Origin of the sequence: Streptomyces sp. SID14515, from assembly GCF_010548505.1 — a bacterium.
Classification (GTDB): domain Bacteria; phylum Actinomycetota; class Actinomycetes; order Streptomycetales; family Streptomycetaceae; genus Streptomyces; species Streptomyces caviscabies.
In genome coordinates, this window is the sequence record NZ_JAAGMH010000034.1 from 104,579 (window position 1) to 122,682 (window position 18,104).

Sequence of the window (18,104 nt, forward strand, 5' to 3'; positions counted from 1 at the left end):
CCTCCCTCAGGAGAGACGTACGGGTCGCGATCGGGGTTGCCTGCTTTTCAGCCAGTTCGATCAGTTGTGCGGCGTCCGGCCGTATGTCGCTCAGCGCACGGACGAGGAACCCTCGGTGACGGCGGTTTCCGCCGCCGCCTCCGCCGCTGCCTCGGCTTCGGCCTCGGCGTCCGGCGCGGCCGGAGCGTCCGGGTCCGCCGTGGCGTCGGCCGCGGCGGCCGCCTGCGGGTCGTCCGCGCCGACCCCACTGGAGACGGCCTCCTCGTCCGGCACCGCGACGGCCTGGTCGCCGAGCCGCTGGGCGACGCCCTGGTTACGGGCCTCAGCCTTGGCGGCAAGCGCCCGTACGGCCGCGTTGAACTGCTCCATGGAGGTCGGCTCGTCCGGCCCCAGGAGGTAGGTCTTCAGCTCACGGCGGGCGTCCGCCAGCGTGTCCGCCGCCGGGTCGGCCACCGCGGCCAGCAGCTCGTCGAGCTCCTCGGCCCCGTTGGACAGGATGACCGCGGCGCGCACCGCGGTGTTCTGCCGCTTGAACTCCTCGGCCCCGAGGGCGGCGGAGTCGGTCACCGCGTACGGCTTGCCGCTCGCGATGAAGTCGGAGACCACACTGGAAATGTCCGAAACCATTGCGTCGGACTCGTTGAAGCAGTCGTACAGCTTGGGCTGCGCGCCGGTCACCGTACGGTGCTCCCACCAGCCGAAGGAGCGCCAGTAGGCGTCGTTCCACTCGGCCCGCAGCCGGGCGGTCTCCGCCTCGCGGGCGGGGTCGGCGAGCGAGAGCCGCGACTCCTCCGCGTCGTCGCCGCCCGAGCGGCCGGTGGACGCGAGCTGGGCGAGCCGCGCCTCGATCCGGACCAGCTCGGCCTTGGCGGCGCTCTGCCCGGCGGCGGCCGAGGAGGCCTCCTTCGCCCAACGGGGCTCGGCGGCGCGCTCGGCGGCGGCCTTGTCCAGCATCGCCCGGATCCGGGCGTTGACGGCCTTGGCCTTGGCACTGCGGATGCCGGTGAAGGGGTGCGGCTTGTAGATGATCCGGACCGGGTCGGCGGCGTTCAGCAGCCGGCGCACGATGTTCTCGCCCGCCAGCAGCAGCGAGGTGTTGCCCGGGTTGTCGTCCCAGCCCTCCCAGGTGGGCGCGTACAGCACGGTCGGGATGGGGTTCTTGACGGCGCCCGTCCAGCTCTTGATGGGCTCCAGCTGCGGACGGCCGACCTCGACGATGTCCTGGTCGAGGACGCCCACGTCGGCCAGCGCGTAGCGGTCGCGGCCGGCCCGGCCCGCGGTCCAGACCTCGTCGTAGACCTTGGAGTACGGGTTGACGCTGGCGAGCTTGTCGCTGTCGCCGTGGCCGATGAAGACGTGCTTCATCGTCGGGACCCGCAGGATGTGGATGTTCTTGCCGACGTTGGCGGGATACAGGCAGACCCGGACGGTCGAGAGGTCCAGGTTCATCAGGTGGGTGCCGGCCGGGACGCAGATGACCGGGACGGAGGTCTCGGCCAGCTGCGGGACGAGACCGCGCTCGCGCATGATGATCAGCGGCCGGCCCTCGACCCGGGCCATGGTCTCCAGCCACATGTTGCCCTGGTAGGCGGACTCGTTGGAGCCGGAGAAGTAGAGCACCACGGTCGGCTGGTACTCGCGCAGCCAGCTGTCGACGGCCTTCAGCACGGCGGGGGCCGGAGGCGCCAGCCGGCCGCGGCGCATGTAGGGCACGAGCGCCACGAGGTAGAGCAGTGCCAGCAGCAGCGTCACGCCGATGCCCACGTAACCGATGACGTCCTCGCCGGTACCGGCGGCGATCAGGATGCCGACCACGGCCGGGATGTCGAGGTGCAGCATCTTCTCGGCGGAGCGCCGCAGCAGCGCGCCGGGCGGGGCGTCGGGGATGCGGACCGCGTGCAGGTCGACGTTGCGGGTGACGACCGGCATGGTGCGGCGGAGCCGGATCAGGGTCGTCAGGGCGCCGTGCGGGGCCTGGAGCCCGTAGAAGAGCAGGAAACAGGCCACCGCCGAGTAGAACAGCGGCTGCTCGGCGAGATCCAGGCGGGCGAGCAGCAGGATGACCATCAGCTGCCGCAGCAGGAAGCGGATCGACAGCCCGGCGCGCACCTTGCCCAGGCGGTTGACCAGATAACTCCCCCGCTGGTGCAGATACCAGTCGGCGGCATACGTGACAGCGGTGGCCGCCGCGAAGAACCAGATGTGGGGAATGAGCGCGGCAAGCATGACGCAGGGATATCCCAGCCCCATCAACAACGCTGCCGCCAGTTCCGACCTGCTGCCCACACGGGCCAGGCGAATGGCTGTCGAGATCACGAAGAACCTGCTCCAGGGGGTGCTGGTTGATTCACGTATTGGCGGAAATGTGAAGGTGCGGCTTCACGCATTCGGGCCTCTGCCATCGCAGAAAGCGACAACAGAGGCCCGGAAAAGCACATTTGTCAAGAATTATTACACATCTGCTTGACGGTCCAGCACGGAGGCCAGCGCCTGCTCGAAACCGGAGGAGTCGGCGGCGCCCGCCGTCGGGTCCTGCTGCCGTACGTCGATGACGTGACCGGTCAGCGCGGAGAGCAGGACGTCCAGCGAGGTGCGCGCCACGGCCTCCGAGGAGAGCAGCGAGCCCTCGGGCTCCTGGCCGAACGCCTTGGTGCGCATCGGGGTCGCGGTGCGCTCCGGGTTCACGCAGTTGACCCGGATGCCCTCGCCCGCCCACTCGTCGGCGAGCGCCTGGGTGAGGTTGACCATGGCGGCCTTGGTGGAGGAGTAGAGGCTGTACTCGGCGCGGCCCCGGGTGTAGCTGCTGGAGGTGTAGAGCAGCAACTGGCCCTGGGTCTCGGCGAGGTACTTGTACGAGGCGCGGGCGATCTGGACGGGCGCCAGGTAGTTGACGTTCAGCGCTTCCTGGATCGTCGTGTTGTCGGTCTCGGCCAGCTTGCCGATCCGCAGCACGCCCGCGGTGTTGATGACGTAGTCGACCCGGCCGGTCTCGGCGTACGCCTTGGAGAGCGCGTCGTCCACGTGCTCCGGGTTCTCCACGTGCGTACCGGTGGTGGAACGGCCCAGCGCGTAGACCTTCGCGCCGTAGCTCTCGGCCAGGGTCGCGATGTCGGCGCCGATGCCGTACGAACCACCGAAGACGACAAGGGTCTTGCCGGTCAGGAGCTCCCGGTACGCGGCCTCGTCGGCCTGGCGCGGGGCGGCGGTGGAGGCCAGCTGGAAGAGCTTGTCGGTGATGAAGACGTCGACCGGCTGGGTCACCTTCATGTTGTACTCGTCGCCCGCGACCACGTAGATCGGCACGTCGGGGAGGTACTTGAGGACCACCGAACAGTCGTCGGTGGCCTGGAAGTTGGGGTCTCCCGCCGCGACCTCGTACGCCCTGCGGATGGTGGAGAGCTTGAAGGCCTGCGGCGTCTGGCCGCGGCGCAGCCGGGAGCGGTCGGGCACCTCGGTGATGAACTCGCCGTCCTCGCCGTGCGTACGGGTCACGATGATCGTGTCCGCGGACGGGATGGCGACGTCGACGGCCTGGTAGCGCTCCAGCGCTTCGACGCAGTCCGTGATCACACGCTGTGACAGCAGGGGGCGCACCGCGTCATGGAAGAGGACGTTGCGGTCCTCGCCCTCGGCGAGGCCCTCGCCGAGGGCCGCGATGGCACGCTCGGTGGTCTCGTTGCGGGTGTTGCCGCCCTCGATGATCCGGGTGACCTTGGTCAGTCCGGCCTTCGCGACGATCTTCTCGACGTCGGGCACGAAACCGGGCGCCATCAGCACGATGACGTCGTCGATGCCCTCGGCGTTCTCGAAGATGGTCAGCGTGTGCTCGATGACGGCCTTGCCGGCGATCTTCAGCAACTGCTTGGGGATCGACAGGCCCACGCGCTGGCCGGTCCCACCGGCGAGCACGACCGCTGTGGTCCGGGGCTTGGCTTCGTGCGGCACAGACACAGACGACCTACCTTGCTATGACGGGGGAACAGTGTGATGGTCGCACTCTCCGTGACCGTCTCGCAAGGTGGACGTCGTCCGCCGCTCGTCCCGCGGATACCCGCAGTTCACCCTCTGGCCAGGGAGGTTGGGCGCTGCCGGGTGGTCGCCCGGGGTGACCGACCCCACAGATGTGTTGCTCAATCCGCACATCTGCAGCACGTGCACCCGGCGCGCACCCGGCGTGACCGGCGGAAACCGCCGACGCCCGGGCCCGAGGCTACCGGACGGCCCGCCTCCGCAGAGACGGGCCGTCCGGCAGTCCTCCTCCCGACAGTCCGGGAGGACCTAGGGGGTGTCTTGGCGATCAGGCCGGGCTCGCGTGCCCTGGCACCGCGCCTCGCCGCGTTGTCGTCGGTCGGCATGGCTCCGCCATGACTCCCTCCTCCGCCTTGCGACGCACGGCACCAGACCACGCTCCCTGATCCGGCCTGATCGACAAGACACCCCCTAGAACGGGTCGAACTCGTCGTACTCCTTCTCCGCGTCGTCGCGCTCGGCGTCGCGGTCCCGGCGGCGCTGCGCGGCGGGGCGCGGCTCCTCCAGGCGGTGGTCCTCGCCGCGGCGGCCGAGCATCTCGGCGCCGGCGCTCACGGTCGGCTCCCAGTCGAAGACGACCGCGTTCTCCTCGGGGCCGATCGCGACGCCGTCGCCGGCCCGGGCGCCCGCCTTCATCAGGGAGTCCTCGACGCCCAGGCGGTTGAGCCGGTCCGCGAGGTAGCCGACGGCCTCGTCGTTGTTGAAGTCGGTCTGGCGCACCCAGCGCTCGGGCTTCTCGCCGCGTACGCGGTAGATGCCCTCGTCGTCCAGGGTGACGGTGAAGCCCGCGTCGTCGACCGCCTTGGGACGGATGACGATGCGGGTCGCCTCCTCCTTCGGCTTGGTGGCACGCGCCTCGGCGATGATCCCGGCGAGCGCGAAGCTCAGCTCCTTGAGGCCCTTGTGCGCGATGGCGGAGACCTCGAAGACCTGGTAGCCGCGGGCCTCCAGGTCGGGGCGGATCATGTCGGCGAGGTCCTGGCCGTCCGGGATGTCGACCTTGTTGAGGGCGACGATGCGGGGCCGGTTCTCCAGGCCGCCGTAGAGCCGCAGCTCCTCCTCGATCATGTCGAGGTCGGAGACGGGGTCGCGGTCGGACTCCAGGGTGGCGGTGTCCAGGACGTGCACGAGCACCGAGCAGCGCTCGACGTGCCGCAGGAACTCCAGGCCGAGGCCCTTGCCCTGGCTGGCGCCGGGGATGAGCCCGGGGACATCGGCGATGGTGTAGACGGTCGAGCCGGCGGTGACGACGCCGAGGTTCGGTACGAGGGTGGTGAACGGGTAGTCCGCGATCTTCGGCTTGGCCGCGGAGAGCACCGAGATCAGCGAGGACTTGCCCGCGCTCGGGTATCCCACGAGGGCCACGTCGGCGACGGTCTTGAGCTCCAGGACGATGTCCCGGCTCTCCCCCGGCTCGCCGAGCAGCGCGAAGCCCGGGGCCTTGCGGCGGGCCGAGGCCAGCGCCGCGTTGCCGAGGCCGCCGCGGCCGCCCTGACCGGCCACGAAGGTGGTGCCCTGGCCGACGAGGTCGGCGAGCACGTTCCCGGCCTTGTCGAGCACCACGGTGCCGTCCGGCACGGGCAGGACCAGGTCCTGGCCGTCCTTGCCGGAGCGGTTGTCGCCGGCGCCGGGCTGGCCGTTGGTGGCCTTGCGGTGGGGGCTGTGGTGGTAGTCCAGCAGCGTGGTCACGGACTGCTCGACGACGAGGATCACATCGCCGCCGCGTCCGCCGTTGCCCCCGTCGGGGCCTCCCAGCGGCTTGAACTTCTCACGGTGGACGGAGGCGCAGCCGTGGCCTCCGTTACCCGCGGCGGCATGCAGCTCGACGCGGTCCACGAAGGTGGTCATGGTTGGTGCCTCCAGGTACAGCAGGAAAATACGGAATTGTCTCTGTCGTAACACGCCGAGGGCGGACCCGCTTCCCCGTTCGCCGGGAAAGCTGAGATCCGCCCTCGGAAGGTGCTGTGTGTCGTTCTGCGCGCGTCGGGAAACTCAGACGGCGAGCGGAACGATGTTCACGACCTTGCGGCCACGGTGCGTACCGAACTCCACCGCACCGGCGGTCAGCGCGAACAGCGTGTCGTCGCCGCCACGGCCGACGCCCGAGCCGGGGTGGAAGTGGGTGCCGCGCTGGCGGACCAGGATCTCACCGGCGTTGACGGCCTGACCGCCGAAGCGCTTCACGCCGAGCCGCTGAGCATTGGAATCGCGCCCGTTCCGAGTGGAAGATGCGCCCTTCTTGTGTGCCATGTGTTCTCAGTCCCTTACTTCGCAGCCGCGGGGATACCGGTGACCTTGATCGCCGTGTACTGCTGGCGGTGACCCTGGCGACGGCGGTAGCCGGTCTTGTTCTTGTAGCGAAGGATGTCGATCTTCGCGCCCTTGTGGTGGTCCACGATCTCGGCCGTGACCTTGATGCCGTCCAGCACCCACGGGTCGCTGGTGACCGCGTCACCGTCGACAACGAGCAGGGTCGAGAGCTCGACCGTGTCGCCAACCTTGGCAGTGGAAATCTTGTCAACCTCAACGATGTCGCCGACAGCTACCTTGTGCTGGCGACCACCGCTGCGCACGATGGCGTACACGCGGATCTCTCTCTCGCTCGGAACGGATCCCCTGATGCCAGCCGCTCGCACGGGCCGGGGCCCGGGACGATCCGGAAGGATGAGCGGCCTCTCCTGGCGGACGGCGCGAACACCGACCGTTACCGGGAGGGATGTGCTCAGGGGTAGGCGCGTTAAGGAAACACACCGAGGGTCAAGGTTACGGGGCGGGGGTGTGGGGGTCAAACCGGGTCGAGGGCCGGGCCGAGGGGCCGGGGACGCGCCTGCCGCCCGGAAGCCCGCGGGCCCGCCCGCCTTATGCTTTCCGGGCGCATCAGCTCTCCGAAAGGCATGCCGTGAACTACAGGGTCCAGCCCACCGCCCAGGTCGACGAGACCGCCGAGATCGGAGCAGGCAGCAGCGTCTGGGAGCTGGCGCAGATCCGTGAGGGGGCCCGGCTCGGCGAGGGCTGTGTCGTCGGCCGCGGCGCTTACGTCGGCACCGGTGTGCGCATCGGCGACAACGTGAAGCTGCAGAACTACGCCCTCGTGTACGAGCCCGCCGAGCTCGGCGACGGCGTCTTCGTCGGCCCCGCCGTCGTCCTCACCAACGACCACAACCCCCGCTCGGTCGACCCGGACGGCAAGCAGAAGCGCGGCGGCGACTGGGAGGCCGTCGGCGTGAAGGTCGCCGAGGGCGCCTCGCTCGGCGCCCGCTCGGTCTGTGTCGCGCCGGTCCGGATCGGCCGGTGGGCGATGGTCGCGGCCGGCGCCGTGGTCACCAAGGACGTGCCGGACTTCGCCCTGGTCGTCGGTGTGCCGGCCCGGCGGATCGGCTGGGTCGGGCGGGCCGGGGTGCGGCTGACCGAGCGCACGGGCGAGCCGGGGGTGTGGGAGTGCCCGCAGAGCGGGGCGCTGTACGAGGAGAAGGACGGGGCGCTCGCGGAGCGCTGAGCGAGCCGTCCTCGGGCCGGGCGCACGCTCGGCGCGCGGGCAGGACCGGCGAGGGCCGGGAACCGTGGTGAAACGGTTCCCGGCCCTCCTGCGCCGTCTGCTCAGCTGTCGAACAGCAGCCGGTCGAAGTCCAGCCGGACGACCGGCCAGTCCCATGTGGTCAGCGCGTGCTCGGTGGCCATCTTTCCGGCGTTGCGCCAGCTCTCGTCGGACGCCGTGAGCGAGAGCACCCGCTCGACCGCGGCCTCGGGGGTCCCGACGATCCACTCGGCCGGGTAGAGCGTCCCGGCACCGTGCTCGCCGCCCGCGAAGAACGGCCAGTCGCGGACCACCGGGACGGCGCCGCTGGCCGCGCCCTCCATGAGGCCCACGTGGCAGCCCTCGCGTACCGACGTACTGAGGATGACGCCCACGTCCTCCAGAGCCCCGGGCACATCGTCGGTCGCCCCGACCCGTACGACGGCCCCCTCCTCCACGAGCGGCTTGAGCGCCTTCTCCAGCTTGCGTGCGTACGCCCTGGCCGCGTTGGTCGGCCGGCCCATGTCCCCGCCGATCAGGAACAGGCGGTAGCGCTCGTCGCGCTCGCGCAGCCCCTTGAGGACCTCCAGGGCCCACAGCGGGTCCTTCGCCACCTGGCCGATGCCGACCAGCCCGAGGTTGAACCGGGTGGACGGGTCCTTCGTACGCCGGAATTCGGCGAGGTCCATACCGTTGTCGATCACATGCGTACGGGGGGCCTGCTCGCCGCCGAGCCCCGGGATGGACGCCACCGCCAGATCACGGATGTGATCGGCGACGAACACCACGTCGTCGACGCGCGAGAAGTCCATCATGTGCGGCCAGCGGGTGAAGGCCTCGTAGCTGTGGAGCCGCACGATGATCCGCGTGTCTCCGGGGTCGACCACGGTGAACAGGGCGGCGGGAGCCACACACCAGTCCACGAACACCGTGTCGGCCCAGTCCAGATGGGGCCGCAGCTGCTGCTCTGCGGCATGGGCGAAGAGCGGCTCGCCGCCCAGCCGGTATTCGAGGTGCCGCTGTGCCGCGCCGTTGAGCCGCTTCATGCCCGGGTGCTCCGCCATGTCGAGGAAGCGCAGCTCGACGTCCGGGTTGGCCTCGTAGTGCGACCGGATCAGATGCAGGAAGTTCGCGTTGGAGGTCGTGGCGACGAGCAGCCGCAGCGGCCGGTCCTTCGGCGGGGCCGCGGCCGGGGTCCGCCTGCCCTGCGGCCGGACCACGGCGGAGGCGGCCGTCGACTTCCGGAACGGGGCGATGAATCCGGCCGGGTCCGTGGCCAGCGGGCTGCTGACCTGGTCGATGTGGACGACACGGTGGAAGGCCAGCTTCATGGCGTGCAGCAGGGCGTCGGCGGCCGCCGCCCGGTCGCCGGCGGCGTGCCGTGCGTCGGCCAGGTCCAGATAGGCCGTGACCGCCTCGGTGAGGTTGGCCGGAGTGTGGCCGTTCCTGATGATCCTGGCCGCCACGTTGTCCAGCAGGCCGGCCTTTATGGCCGGGTCGGCGAGCTTCCCGGCCGCCGCGCGGGCGGTGGTGAGGGCCCCGGACTGGCGTCCGGCCAGCCACATGCCCTCGATGACCTGCTCGGTGGCCGTCATCCGCAGCGTGTCCGGAACGCCGGGCACCGAGACGGCGGCACGCCAGGCGCGTGCCCCGACGCGGCTGCGCAGGGCGAGCGGTCCGGTGGCGTTGCGCAGCAGGTCGGCCGGCAGGGTCCGGACGCGGCGGCGCAGCCCGTCGGTGGCCACGGTGAGCGGGCCGGGGACGTGCTCGGGCAGCTGTGCGCCGCCCGACTCCCGGCGCTTCTCCAGGGCACGGAGACCCGCGGCGATCCCGAAGCACACCTCGGGCTGACGCCGGAACCGCGAGATGCGCCACGCGCTGTACACCGCGCGGTTGTCGAGGGCCACGACGAGGTCGGCGGAGCGGACCACGGCCCGGGCCTCCCGGTCCTGCTCCAGGTGGAACCAGAGCCGCTCCGGGAAGCGCATCGCCTCGGTCTTGCGCTGCACGTGCTTGCTCGCCGAACCGCCGGCGGGCACCTTGCGTACGGTGGCCCAGCCCAGATCGGCGTCGATGTCCCCGGCCTTGAAGTTGCCGACGAGGTGGACGCGGGCCCCGAGCTGCCGGAACTTGTCCACTGCCGCGGCGACGACGGCCGGTCTGGGCGTCGAACCCGCGATCATCAGTACGTCGGTCATGACCCGGAACCTCCGGAAAGTGCGGGCTTCTGGGCGAGCGCCAGAGCGGTCAGTTGCTCGACGGCGGTCACCATCAGGGAATCACGGGCGTAACCGGTTCCGTGGTCACGGGCGGCCGCGCGTTGCTCGGGTGAGGCCTCCACGACCATGCGGGCGGCCTCGCAGAACGCGTCGGCGAGCCGTTCCTCGTCCAGTCCGCGGGGGCCGGTCCACAGCGGGCGGCCGTCCAGCAGCCGCGAGGCGTCGTGGTCGGCCTCGTGCATGGAGACGATCGGCAGTCCGGTGGCCATGTACTCGTAGACCTTGCCGGAGGTCATGAAGGGCCCGCCGATGATGACGAGCACGAGGGCGTCCCACGCTCCGTACACATCGGCGACCTCGGCCTTCGGCACGGCGCCGCCCACCACGACGCCGTCGTCGGCCGCCGCGCGCAGGACCTCGATGTGCCGGTTGGCCTCACGGTTGGAGCCCGCGCCGATGTGCCCGCGCACCTCGAACCGGGCGTCGGCGAGCAGCGGCTCGCGCTCCCGGGCGGTGCGCCAGGCGGCGAGGACGGACTCCAGCAGCGGGACGGAGAAGCTGACCGTGCCCAGGTGCCCGAAGACGAGGTTCCGTCCGGTGGTGGGGCGGACCTCGACCTCGGGCACGCTGTCCCGGTCGTAGCCGTTGCGCACGACGTGGACGCGCTCGGCGTGCTCCGGGTAGCGGGTGCGGTAGAAGTCGGCGATCTGGTCGTTGACCACCCAGAGCGACAGGGCGTTCTCCAGCAGCTCCGACTCCCAGCGGCCGGCCTCGGAGTCCTTCGGGAAGGCCTCCACGCCGTCGATGACGTCCAGGGACCAGCCGTCACGGAAGTCCACCGCGTACGGGGCCCGGTGCTCCTCCCAGAGCCTGCGGACGGCGGCGAGCTGGACGTACGGTACGCAGCTGGCCAGGACGAGATCGGCCGGCCGCTCGCGGTACAGCTCCAGAGCGGCGGTCTCCAGAGCGCCCCGCCAGCCTCCGAACACCGGCTCGGGGAAGCTCTTGAGCGCTTCGGCCCGGAAGCCGCTCAGCCACTTGGCCGGGTCCAGCGCGCGCTCCTCGGAGTACAGCCGGATGTCCGTCTCCAGATCGGCCCGGGACAGCGGCAGCTCCACGATCCGGATCCGCTTGTCGACGGACTCCGAGAGCGTGTGGTCCACGCCGGAGTCGCGGAGCCAGGACTCCTCCGCGATCGTGACGACGGTGACGTCCCAGCCCGCGGCGGCGAACTGGTTCGCGGTCTCGCGCATCCGGAAGGCGGAACTCTTCGCGGCGGGCGGGAACCCGATCGCGAAGTACAGCAGATGCGGACGCGGTCCGCTGCGCTCGTCCATGCCTGGCACTTCAGTCATTCCTGTTCTGCTGGTTCTGCTGAGTTTCGGGGGTCGTGCTTCGTGACGCCGAATGGCCGGGTCGGTCCGGGGCTCGGCGCCTCATGCCTCATGTCTCATGCCTACGCCGACGGCTCGTGCCGCAGCCGCCACCCCGCCCAGGCCGACTCGACCATGGTCCGAATGCCGTACCGGGCCGACCAGTCCAGCTCCGCGGCGATGGCGTCCACGGAGGCGACCACCCGGGCCGGGTCGCCGGGGCGGCGGGCTCCGGCGACCGGGGGCAGGCCGGTGCGGCCGGTGACGTCGAGGATGATGTCGATCATCTCGGCGACGGAGGAGCCCTCGCCCCGGCCGATGTTCAGGACCAGTTCGGCGGACGGGTCCCGGGCCAGCCGGCGGGCCGCGGCGACGTGGGCGGAGGCGATGTCCTCCACGTGGACGTAGTCGCGGACGCAGGTGCCGTCCGGGGTCGGGTAGTCGTCGCCGAAGATCCGGGGGGCCTCGTCGGCCTCCAGGCGTTCGAAGACCATCGGGACCAGGTTGAAGACGCCCTCGTCGGCCAGCTCCGCCGAAGCGGCTCCGGCGACGTTGAAGTAGCGGAGCGACGCGGTGGCCATGCCGTGTGCCCGGCCGGCCGCGGTCACCAGCCATTCGCCCGCCAGCTTGGTCTCGCCGTACGGGCTGAGCGGCAGGCAGGGGGTCTTCTCGGTGACCAGGTCGACGTCGGGCATGCCGTAGACCGCCGCCGACGAGGAGAACAGGAAGCGCCGGACACCGGCTGCGGCGGCGGCCTCCAGCAGGGTGCGCAGGCCGTCGACGTTCTCGCGGTAGTAGTACAGCGGTCGTTCGACGGACTCCGCGACCTGCTTCTTGCCCGCGATGTGCACGATGCCGGTCACCGCGTGCTCGGCCAGCACCCGGTCGAGGAGCTCCCGGTCCAGGACCGAGCCCACGACGAGCGGGACGCCCTCGGGAAGGCGCTCCGCCCGTCCGGTGCTGAGGTCGTCGAGGACGACGAGGCGCTCCTCGCCCGCCATCTCCGCGACCACGTGGGATCCGATGTAGCCGGCCCCACCGGTGATCAGCCAGGTCATCGTCAGCCGCCGATGACGACGCGGCGTACGCCCGCCCAGTTGGCCGGGTCCGTGGTGCGGCGGCCGTCGACCAGGACGCGGACGTCCGGGAGGTCGGCGGCGGACAGCTCGCGGTACTCGGCGTGGTCGGCCTGGAGGATCGCGGCGGTGACGGCCTGGTGGCCGTCGTGCGGGACCAGGCCGAGGGCGGTCAGCTCCTCGGGGGTGTACATCGGGTCCGAGACGAACGGCACCGCGCCGCGCGCCTTCAGGGCCTCGACGACGCCGAAGACTCCGGAGAACGCGGTCTCCTTGACGCCGCCCCGGTAGGCCGCGCCGAGCACCAGGACCCCGACGCCGTCCAGGTCGCCGTAGGCGGCGGCCAGCAGGTCGACGGCGTACGAGGGCATCGCGGCGTTGGCCTCGCGGGCCGAGCGCACGACGGTGGCCTCCGGGTCGTTCCACAGGTACATCCGGGGGTAGATCGGGATGCAGTGGCCGCCGACGGCGATGCCGGGCTGGTGGATGTGGCTGTAGGGCTGGCTGTTGCAGGCCTCGATGACCTTCTTGACGTCGATGTCGTGTCGGTCGGCGAAGCGGGCGAACTGGTTGGCCAGGCCGATGTTGACGTCGCGGTAGGTGGTCTCGGCGAGCTTCGCCAGCTCGGAGGCCTCCGCCGTGCCGAGGTCCCAGACGCCGTTGGGGCGGGGCAGGTCCTCGCGCTCGTCGAAGTCGAGGACGGCCTCGTAGAAGGCGACGCCGCGCTCGGCGGACGCCTCGTCGATGCCGCCGACGAGCTTGGGGTAGCGGCGCAGGTCGGCGAAGACGCGGCCGGTGAGGACCCGCTCCGGGGAGAAGACCAGGTGGAAGTCCTCGCCGGGGGTCAGGCCCGAGCCCTCGGCCAGCATCGGCGCCCAGCGGGTACGGGTGGTGCCGACCGGCAGCGTGGTCTCGTAGCTGACCAGGGTGCCGGGCTTGAGGCCTGCCGCGATGGCCTTGGTGGCGGCGTCCATCCAGCCGAAGTCCGGGGTGCCCTCGGCGTCCACGAAGAGCGGGACGACGACCACGACGGCGTCGGACGCGGCGACCGCGGCCGTGGTGTCCGTGGTGGCGGAGAGCAGGCCGGCGCCGACGGTCTCCTTGAGCAGACGGTCGAGGTCGTGCTCACCGGGGAACGGCTCGGTGGCCGCGTTGACGAGTTCGACGACCTTCTCGTTGACGTCCGCGCCGATGACCTTGTGGCCCTTGGCGGCGAACTGCACGGCGAGCGGAAGTCCGATCTTGCCGAGCGCGACTACACAGATATTCATCGGGTTACTTCCTCTTCGACCTGGACAGCGTGCGGCGCAGCCGTGCGCCCACGCCGGACTTCGGTTCCCGCAGCGGGGCCGTCGTGATCACGAGCCGGCCCTTGGTGTTGGTGTTCGCCGCCACCCGGTGGGGGTCGGTGGTCCCCCAGCGGCGTGCCAGCGGCATCGGCTGCCCTTCGGTGCGGACCGGGATCTCGTACGTGGAGCCCGCCACGTCCACGTAGAGGCGGACGCCCTTCTTGGCGCGGGCGGGGGCGAGCGGGATACGGGCGGTCAGCAGGGTGCCGCCGCCCTCGGCCGGCTCGGCGGTGAGCGTGCCGACGCGCTGCGGGCGTACGGCGTCCTTCGGGAGCCTGCGCGCGCCGGGCTTGTCCGCGCTGTCCGGCATGGCGCCCTGGGCCAGGGCGACGACGGCCGACGAGGTGTCGCCGGTGATGCCGGCGCGCAGGTTCACGACGCAGGTCAGGTCCGTGCCGTGCTGCTCCCAGCCGGCCGACTCCAGTCGCGTACCGGTGGAGAGGCGGCCGGCCACCGTCTCGCCGAGCACCTCGTAGTACCGGTCGTCGAGGCCGACGGCCGGGTCCCGGAATCCGGGGTAGGAGGCGAAGGCGCGGTCGCCCTCCAGCAGGAAGGGCGGCGCTCCGTGCTCGGTCTCGTCCGCGATGGCGCGGGTGAGCTCCTGGACGGCGCCGCTCCGGGCGAGGCCGAAGCGCACCCGGCGCTTGACTCCGGTGCCGTCGCGCAGGCCGTCGGTGAAGTACGCGTCCACCAGCGCGCCGACGCCTTCGCACACCTGGCGGCGGGTGTCGAGGTCGAGCGCGGGGAAGTCCTTCTGCAGGAGCTTGGTCAGCTCCCAGTCGAAGTGGCGCTTGAACACGGCGTCGCGCCGCGGGCCCGCGGGGATCAGGGCCGCCGTGTGCTCCATGATCCGCTGGACGCAGCGGAGCCGGGCCAGGTGGTTCGCCCGGTAGGTGATGTTGCTCGCGTCGCCGCGCTTGACCGCGTAGTAGCAGGTGTAGTCGGAGAGCACGGAGATCTTCCGGGCCCGGACGCACGCCTCGATGGTGAACGGCTGGTCGCTGCCGACCGGCATGTCCTCGGGGAAGCGGAGCTTGTGCTTCTCGACCAGTTCCCGGCGGAAGAGCTTGGTGTTGGCCAGGGTGAAGGGCAGCTCGGAGTCGTCGAGGGTGACGTCGCGGTTGCCGGTGTACAGCTTCTGATGGACGTAACGCCCGTTCGTGCCGACCATCTTGCCGACGACCACGTCGGACTCGTGGGCGTCGGCAAGGCCGACCATCCGCTCCAGCGCCTCTTCGCCCAGGTGGTCGTCCGAGCCGATGAAGTAGACGTAACGGCCGGTCGCCAGGTCGAGGGCGCGGTTGCTCGGAGCGGCCGGGCCGCCCGAGTTGGGCTGGTGGACGACGGTGAAGACGTCCGGGTACCGCTGCGCGTAGCGGTCGAGTTCCTTGCCGCTGTCGTCGGTCGAGCCGTCGTCGACCGCCACGACCTGGAGCCGTTCGTGGCCGATGCTCTGGCCGACGAGCGAGTCGAGGCACTCGGTGAGGTACGGCATCGTGTTGTAGACGGCCACGACCACCGTGACATCGGGTGTGGTCACCTTCTCGGCTCCTGCTCCTGGTCCCGGTCGGCCGGAATCAGCACCGTGGTGCCGTTGGTGGCGGACTCCAGCACGGAGGCGGCCACCTCGACCGTACGCAGACCCTGGCGCAGCGTGCAGATGTCGGCGGGCTTGCCCTGCACGGCGTCGCGGAACAGCTCGTGCTCGACGAGCAGCGGCTCGCGCTTGGGGATGGCGTAGCGGATCATGTCGCCCTCGGAGACCCCGCGGAAGGCGCGCAGCGCCTCCCACTCGGTGGTGACCGCGGCGTTGGAGTGGAAGGTGAGGTCGGCGGTGAGTGTGTCGGCGATGAAGCAGCCGCGCTCGCCGGTGACCGAGGTGAACCGCTCCTTGAGCGGGCTCAGCCAGTTGACCAGGTGGTTGACCATCGTGCCGTCGGACAGCTGGCCCACGGCGGAGACCATGTCCTCGTGCGGGCGGCCCGACTTGGAGACGGTGTGGGCGGCGATCGAGGTGTACGTCTGGCCGGTGACCCAGCCCGTCAGGTCGATGTCGTGGGTGGCCAGGTCCTTGACCACGCCGACGTCGGCGATCCGGTGCGGGAAGGGGCCCTGGCGGCGGGTGACGACCTGGTAGACGTCGCCCAGCTCGCCGGCCTCCAGGCGGGCGCGGAGCGAGAGCAGGGCCGGGTTGCAGCGTTCGATGTGGCCGACGCCGGCCACCAGGCCGCGCGACTCGAAGGCGTCGACGAGGCGGCGGGCGCCCTCGACGGTGTCCGCGAGCGGCTTCTCGACCAGGGCGCTGATCCCGGCGTCGGCGAGCTGGAGGCCGACCTCCTCGTGCAGCGCGGTCGGGCAGGCCACGACGGCGTAGTCGATGCCGAGGGCGATGAGCTCCTCGACGGTGGCGAGGACGGGTGCGCCCTGGGCCCAGCCGTTCTTGTCGCCCATCGGGTCGACGACGCCGACCAGTTCGACGCCCTCCAGGCTCGCGAGGACGCGGGCGTGGTGGCGGCCCATGGAGCCGAGGCCGATGAGCCCGGCCTTCAGTGCTGCGCTCACAGGTTCTCCCCCAGGGAGTTCACGGCGGCGGCGATCCGCGCCAGGTCGCCCTCGGTGAGCGAGGGGTGGACGGGCAGCGAGACGACCTCGGCGGCGGCCCGCTCGGTCTCGGGCAGGTCCCAGGTGCGGCCGGCCTTCTGGTCCGGCTCCCAGTAGGGCTTGAGCCGGTGGATCGGCGTCGGGTAGTAGACCGCGTTGCCGATGCCCGCCTCGGTGAGCTTCGCCATCGCGGCGTCCCGGTCGCCGCTGATCCGCACGGTGTACTGGTGGTAGACGTGCCGGGCGCCCTCGGCCACCGGCGGGGTGGTGACGGCCGGGGCGGTGATGTGGGCGTCGAGGTACGCGGCGTTGGCGCGGCGCTGCTCGGTCCAGCCCTCGACCTTGCCGAGCTGTACGCGGCCGACGGCGGCGGACACGTCGGTCATCCGCATGTTGGCGCCGACGATCTCGTTGGCGTAGCGCTGCTCCATGCCCTGGTTGCGCAGCAGGCGCAGGGTGCGGGCGAGTTCGGCGTCGGCCGTGGTGACCATGCCGCCTTCGAGGGAGTGCATGTTCTTGGTCGGGTAGAAGCTGAAGGTGCCGCCCGCGCCGAACGCTCCGACCGGGGTGCCGTTCAGGGCCGCGGCGTGGGCCTGGCAGGCGTCCTCGACCACGGCGAGCCGGTGCTTCTCGGCGATGGGCATGAGCTCGTCCATCGCGGCGGGGTGGCCGTAGAGGTGCACCGGCATGATCGCGGCGGTGCGCGGCGTGATGGCGGCTTCGACCGCCGCCGGGTCGAGGCCGAAGCTGCCCGGCTCGATGTCCGCGAACACGACGTCGGCGCCGACGAGGCGGACCGCGTTCGCGGAGGCGGCGAAGGAGAAGGAGGGGACGATCACCTCGTCGCCCGGCCCGATGCCCAGTGCGAGCAGCAGCAGGTGAAGGGCCGAGGTGCCCGAGTTGACGGCGACGCAGTGCCGGTCGTCGACCAGGCGCGAGAAGCCTTCCTCGAAGGCCGCGACTTCCGGGCCCTGTACGACGCGACCGCTGCGCAGCACGCGTACGGCGGCCTCGATCTCGTCTTCCCCGATGACCGGGCGGGCAGCGGGAATCGGCTGCTCGTTGATGCTCGTCATGAACGTCCTCCTTGAACACCGCAAGAGCTCGTACCAGGCAGAGCTCCGAGGTGCGGGACGTCTTACCGAGGTCGCGCGTAAACCCCACCGGCGCGATGCCGACGCCCTGCCGAGGAATCCGGCCCGGTCGATATAGGTGCCGGGCCTTGTCACCAACCGTAGTTTTCGTGAAGAACGCTCACACGCATGGCAACCGCCGTCACATTATCAGGGATTTCTCAGCCCATTTCGGGCTCGTTAACCGGCCCTTGCATCAGTTCTGAAACAAAGCAGGTGTCCCGCCCCGATGTGCTCGGAGCGGGACACCTGAAGATGAACAACCGGTTACGGATTCATCAGTTCGCCGACGACTCGCCCTCCGCGGAAGGCGCGGAAGCCGTCACTGACGGCGACGACTGCTCGGCGGCGACGGTCTTCTTCGTCGTCTTCTTCGCGGCCGTCTTCGCCGTCGTCTTCTTGGCGGCGGTCTTCTTCGCGACGGTCTTCTTGGCGGCCGCCTTCTTTGCCGGGGCCTTCTTGGCGGCGGCCTTGCGGGCCGTCTTCTTCGCGGGGGCCGGCTCGGCGGATTCGGAATCCGGCGTACCGGATTCCGGCGCCTTGGTTTCGGGCTCCTCGGCCTTGGCCTCGGGCGCCGAGGCGACCACGACGATCTCCGCGTCGTCCGACCCGGTGGGCGAGCCCGCCGGAGCGGTCACCTTGCGGGTCACCCGGCGCCGGGCACGCGGCGGGGCGGCCACCGGGGCCTCGGCCTCGGGGGCCTTCTCCGCCGGAGCCTCGGGGGCCGGCGCCTCGGCGGCGGGCGCCTCGACGACCGGGTCCTCGGCCGCGACCGGGTCCGTGGTGGGCTCGGCCGGCCGGACCGGCTCC

13 protein-coding genes and 1 pseudogene are annotated in these 18,104 nt (G+C 71.0%); 1 reads left to right on the forward strand and 13 read right to left on the reverse strand.

From position 1 onward, the window contains the following. Positions 1-90 precede the first annotated feature (90 nt). The 5 genes from G3I54_RS06715 to rplU form a co-directional block, all read right to left on the reverse strand. Positions 91-2,226, reverse strand: a complete 2,136-nt coding sequence (locus tag G3I54_RS06715; protein WP_203685592.1) for a hypothetical protein — start codon at positions 2,224-2,226, stop codon at positions 91-93. Between the two features lie 225 nt (positions 2,227-2,451). Next, positions 2,452-3,951 (reverse strand): bifunctional cytidylyltransferase/SDR family oxidoreductase, encoded by a 1,500-nt coding sequence (locus G3I54_RS06720; RefSeq protein WP_137235694.1) that lies wholly within the window; start codon positions 3,949-3,951, stop codon positions 2,452-2,454. A gap of 489 nt (positions 3,952-4,440) precedes the next feature. Further along, positions 4,441-5,877: a GTPase ObgE gene (gene obgE, locus G3I54_RS06725; RefSeq protein ID WP_103537936.1), complete on the reverse strand. Its 1,437-nt coding sequence runs from the start codon at positions 5,875-5,877 to the stop codon at positions 4,441-4,443. Between the two features lie 144 nt (positions 5,878-6,021). After that, on the reverse strand, positions 6,022-6,279 hold the full coding sequence (rpmA, locus tag G3I54_RS06730) for a 50S ribosomal protein L27 (protein ID WP_164612097.1): 258 nt from the start codon (positions 6,277-6,279) through the stop codon (positions 6,022-6,024). Between the two features lie 14 nt (positions 6,280-6,293). Next, the gene (gene rplU, locus G3I54_RS06735; protein WP_003969204.1) at positions 6,294-6,614 is read right to left on the reverse strand and encodes a 50S ribosomal protein L21; all 321 of its coding nucleotides are present in this window, start codon (positions 6,612-6,614) and stop codon (positions 6,294-6,296) included. A 314-nt stretch (positions 6,615-6,928) separates the two neighbouring features. Here rplU and G3I54_RS06740 point away from each other — a divergent pair, with 314 nt between their 5' ends. Next, the gene (locus tag G3I54_RS06740) at positions 6,929-7,525 is read left to right on the forward strand and encodes an acyltransferase (RefSeq protein WP_164612099.1); all 597 of its coding nucleotides are present in this window, start codon (positions 6,929-6,931) and stop codon (positions 7,523-7,525) included. Between the two features lie 101 nt (positions 7,526-7,626). Here the strand turns inward: G3I54_RS06740 and G3I54_RS06745 are convergent, their stop codons facing one another. From G3I54_RS06745 to G3I54_RS06780, 8 genes and pseudogenes are all read right to left on the reverse strand, one after another. Continuing rightward, on the reverse strand, positions 7,627-9,741 hold the full coding sequence (locus tag G3I54_RS06745; RefSeq protein ID WP_164612101.1) for a glycosyltransferase family 4 protein: 2,115 nt from the start codon (positions 9,739-9,741) through the stop codon (positions 7,627-7,629). Further along, complete coding sequence (locus tag G3I54_RS06750; RefSeq protein ID WP_239144260.1) at positions 9,738-11,099, reverse strand: glycosyltransferase; 1,362 nt, start codon at positions 11,097-11,099, stop codon at positions 9,738-9,740. The genes G3I54_RS06745 and G3I54_RS06750 overlap by 4 nt, the downstream gene beginning before the upstream one ends. A gap of 119 nt (positions 11,100-11,218) precedes the next feature. Continuing rightward, entirely contained in the window at positions 11,219-12,193 is a 975-nt protein-coding gene (gene galE, locus G3I54_RS06755; RefSeq protein WP_137235691.1) for a UDP-glucose 4-epimerase GalE, read from the reverse strand. 2 nt (positions 12,194-12,195) lie between these two features. Next, on the reverse strand, positions 12,196-13,482 hold the full coding sequence (locus G3I54_RS06760) for a nucleotide sugar dehydrogenase (RefSeq protein ID WP_164612105.1): 1,287 nt from the start codon (positions 13,480-13,482) through the stop codon (positions 12,196-12,198). A gap of 4 nt (positions 13,483-13,486) precedes the next feature. Next, the gene (locus G3I54_RS06765; RefSeq protein ID WP_164612107.1) at positions 13,487-15,100 is read right to left on the reverse strand and encodes a glycosyltransferase family 2 protein; all 1,614 of its coding nucleotides are present in this window, start codon (positions 15,098-15,100) and stop codon (positions 13,487-13,489) included. Then, positions 15,097-16,122 carry a Gfo/Idh/MocA family oxidoreductase gene (locus G3I54_RS06770; RefSeq protein ID WP_164612109.1) on the reverse strand — a complete coding sequence of 342 codons (1,026 nt, stop codon included), beginning with the start codon at positions 16,120-16,122 and terminating at the stop codon, positions 15,097-15,099. Before G3I54_RS06770 ends, G3I54_RS06765 begins: the two co-directional genes overlap by 4 nt. After that, a complete protein-coding gene (locus G3I54_RS06775; protein WP_164612111.1) occupies positions 16,119-17,237 on the reverse strand; it encodes a DegT/DnrJ/EryC1/StrS family aminotransferase in 1,119 nt (372 codons plus the stop codon). The genes G3I54_RS06770 and G3I54_RS06775 overlap by 4 nt, the downstream gene beginning before the upstream one ends. 335 nt (positions 17,238-17,572) lie before the next feature. Further along, a pseudogene (locus tag G3I54_RS06780) lies at positions 17,573-18,104 on the reverse strand (ribonuclease E/G); the annotation flags it as partial.